Annotated in this window: 1 protein-coding gene, 2 tRNA genes and 2 pseudogenes; 4 read left to right on the top strand and 1 reads right to left on the bottom strand. The window is 66.9% G+C overall.

Features of this window, described 5'->3' with window-relative positions:
- A partial coding sequence (locus ACY45C_RS13380; RefSeq protein WP_462187940.1) for an enoyl-CoA hydratase-related protein occupies positions 1-656 on the bottom strand: 656 nt, incomplete at its 3' end.
- A gap of 376 nt (positions 657-1,032) precedes the next feature.
- Between ACY45C_RS13380 and ACY45C_RS13375 the strand changes: the two genes are divergently transcribed.
- The 4 genes and pseudogenes from ACY45C_RS13375 to ACY45C_RS13360 form a co-directional block, all read left to right on the top strand.
- Positions 1,033-1,107 (top strand) — tRNA-Asp (locus tag ACY45C_RS13375).
- A gap of 52 nt (positions 1,108-1,159) precedes the next feature.
- Positions 1,160-1,236, top strand: a tRNA-Phe gene (locus ACY45C_RS13370).
- Positions 1,237-2,232: 996 nt separating this feature from the next.
- Positions 2,233-2,777: pseudogene (locus ACY45C_RS13365) on the top strand (transposase); the annotation flags it as partial.
- Positions 2,778-3,413: 636 nt separating this feature from the next.
- Positions 3,414-3,610 (top strand): annotated as a pseudogene (locus ACY45C_RS13360) (hypothetical protein); the annotation flags it as partial.

The following is a 3,610-nucleotide window of genomic DNA, read 5'->3' as shown; positions in this document are numbered from 1 at the left end:
TTCAGATAGCGCACCGGGGGGTAGGCGAGGGGGAAACCATCGACCGGGATCGTCTGCTGGACGTTGACGACACCGGCAACCGCCACGGACAAGCCCATAGGCCCGCAGTGTCGCACCGCCGGGCTGAGTGTCGTGAGCATCGTGGGGCCATACCTGCGCGATCTGTGCACCGAGGAACAGCGGAATCGCTGGCTGCCCGGGGTGGCTGCCGGCAAGGAGGTGTCCATCTGGGCGAGGGCGTCGGTGAGCGCGTCCGCGCGGCTGCGTTCCAGGTCCCCGTTGCGTTCCAGGTCCCCGTAGACCCGCGCCTTGATGGCGGCCAGGGACATCGGTGAGCAGGACCGCGCGATGTCGGTGGCGTAGCGCACCGCGTGGTCCAGTACGTCGCCATCCGTGATCATCTGGTTGACCAGCCCGAGCTCGGCCGCCTCGGCGGCACTGACGGCGTGGCCGGACAGCAGGAAGTCCGAGACCCGGGCGGTGCCCATGATCCGGGGAAGATGCCAGGACAGACCGTATTCGACGACCAGGCTGAGGCGGGAGAAGCCGGAGTTGACGGAGGCGGAGGCCGCGATGAACCGGACCTCCGGGTCGGCGTCCGCGGCACGCAGGGCCTGCGCGTAGGCGGTGGCCATCGGCAGGGTGAACGCGTTCATGACCTCGAGCCGGTTCAGGGTGACGACGGCGACCCCGTCCTCGACCCGGGTCAGAACGGGATCGGCAACGGCGGTCTGGATCGACTCCGTGCTGCTGCGCGCCTTTCGCTCGATTCCCTCGAGGTCGGCGGCGTGCCTGGCGTTCCTGGGCGCGCCCGGCGTGCCGCCGCGCCCGCCGCGCGGACTCCGCAGATCTCATGCCGATGTCGCGTCTTCGTAGCGAATCGTGAGCGATCGTGTGCGTGGACTGTTGGGCAAGGATCCTGGGCTCCCGGCCCTTCGAGTGGTCCCGGTGTCGTGTAGCATGACCTCCAGATCCGGACAGGGACTGTGACTGGCACCTGGAAGGCGACAACTGAAGATCGATCTAGAGCATGGTCCCGTGGTGAAGCCTGGAGTTCACGCCGCCCTGTCAAGGCGGAGGTCGCGGGTTCGAATCCCGTCGGGACCGCGTTCGTAGGGCTAACAGTGCGCTGTGGCTCATGCGAGAGTCGCACTACCCGGGGCAGGTAGCTCAGTCGGTACGAGCGTCCGCCTGAAAAGCGGAAGGTCGGCGGTTCGACCCCGCCCCTGCCCACCATTTCTGACCTGCGGTTTTACCTCTCGGAAGAGATCGTTTACCGCTTTTGTAGATCGTTATGTAGCAACGGGTGTAGCAACGCCGACTGCGGTTGGCCAGCGGACGGTCGCCCGCGCACCCCCGCTGACCTGCATCGACACTTCCGGCAGACCGTCCGCTTCGGGACAGCACGGTCAAGCCGGCTCTCGCCCGCCGCAGTGCCCCGTCAATCGCGTCCGACGTTAAACAAATGCCCTGGTCAGGCGTCCGCTCCGAGACGCAGGTCCGGCACCTCTCCACCTGAACGGGCCGCTGAAGCCGCAGGACCTGCGACGCCCGCACTCGCGGTCGAGCGCGCCGCATCACTTCCCAGACAGCCGCGGGCCTTTGCTACACCGGTAGCTACAAATGAGCCGCAGAACGTGGCGGAGCCCGCTGGCGTAGCTGTCTGACCGGCCTCGACTCGGGAAGCGGAGCGGCGGGACCGTCCGGTTCAGCGGCGGACGGTCCAGGACGCACCGTCGCTGACCTGCACAGATGCTGTTGGCTGACCGTCCGCTCTCAGGATGTCGGTCAGGATAGCTATTGGCAGGACAGATCCTGCGGAGTCGAAATGAAATAACTTGCGCGTTTCGAACCCTCCACAGGCCTGTGACCTGCGATGATGCTCTCGATCACGTATTTGTTACTTCATTACGTCCCCTGTGCGGCAGGCTGACCTGTACCTATAGTGAATGATGCTATCTTTCAAGGTTTGGTGACCTTCCGCCGTTGGTTGGTCAAGGTCGACCAGTCTCGGTATCACGGCATGGGCGCAGCTTCCAGAGCCCGATGTCCGTTGCCCTGACCTGGAGGTCTTGCGTCTGTGCCGGGTTGCGGAGCGGAGTTAGTCCCAGGCGGCGAGCCAGAGCAATGGTTGAGACCTGTGGATCGGCTGGGGAGGGCGTACCTTCCCGGTGATCGAGGTTGAGGTCTTAGTCAGGCCGACGTTGGCGCTTTGGTCGGGGAGGCACGCCCGTGCTCACGGTAGTCCTCGAAGACGACACGCCCGCTGATGGTCCGGCGGCGACGCGGTCGCTGATAGATCGTCCGGGAGCGCCCGGCGGATGCTCGCTGCCGCGTTGGAGGCCGAGGTCGACGCCTACATCGCCGAGCTCGCCGACCAGCGTGACGAACGCGGCCGTCGGCTGGTCGTCCGCAATGGCCACGCCCAGCCGCGGCAGGTGATGACCGCCGCCGGTGCGGTCGAGGTGACCGCACCGCGGGTCAACGACCGCCGTGTCGACCCGGACACCGGGGAACGGCAGCGGTTCTCCTCGGCGATCCTCCCGCCGTGGTGCCGCCGCTCCCCGAAGATCGCAGAGGTGCCGCCGTTGCTCTATCTGCACGGCCTGTCCTCCGGGGACTTCGTGCCCGCGCTCGAGCAGTTCCTCGGCTCGGGCGCCGGCCTGTCCGCCTCCACGGTGACCCGGCTGACCGCCAGCTGGCAGGGCGACTATCAGGCGTTCACCAACCGGGACCTGGCCGGCGTGGACTACGTCTACCTGTGGGCCGACGGCATCGTGCGCCACGAGGCGCTGCATCACCGAGTGGAGGTGGGAGACCTTCACCGCCGGGTTGTCGTGGCAGCCGGGCAGAAGCTGAGGGCAGCCTGATCCGGGAGACGCCGGGGAGGGCGGGAAGCAGCCCTGACAACGCCGGGACGCGTCGGCACTGCCAGACGGGGCGGGTTCGGCAAGCGAGACGGAAAGGCGTACGTGAGAAACCAGCGTGTAAAGCCCCTCAATCGGCCATCCAACTCGAACCTGGCGGATGTGGGCTGGGTTGCGGCGCGCACCGCCTCTGGACCTGGTTCTGAGGCGGGAACTCCGCACCGGGATGATTCCGCCCGGTCGGAGGCCACGGTGAAGGTCCACGGCGTAGTCGTGGCGATGCCGCTGGGGCAGAGCTGGACGCCCAGGTCCGTCGAACGGTGATGCGGTGAACGTGGGAACCATCCGGCGTCGCCCAGACTCTGTGCGTCGAGTACGGGAACGGGCAGGTGCGTCGTCCGCTGTGGGCGTCGGGTGGGGCGGAGGTCTCGTAGTAGTCGCGGGCGTGACGACCCGTCACGGAGGCCGGGAAAGCCGGCTACAGGGCGAAGGAGACCAGCAAGTCGGCAGCCGAAGGGCTGGAAGGCCAGGAGTACGCCGGTGAACATCGGCGAACTGGAGCAGGTCCTGTCCGGGGAGGAACGTGAACACGCCCTGGTCGTGGCCGAGCGTCGGGTACTGGAGATCCAGACCAAGCTGCACCGACGGGCCGGGGATGACCCTCATCGCCGGTTTGATGATCTGTGCAACCTCGTCGCGGATCCTGCGTTTCTGTTGGTGGCGTGGGATCGGGTGCGGGGCAA

It is taken from the genome of Frankia sp. CcWB2, assembly GCF_977927585.1.
This window is presented reverse-complemented; position numbering and strand designations above follow the sequence as displayed.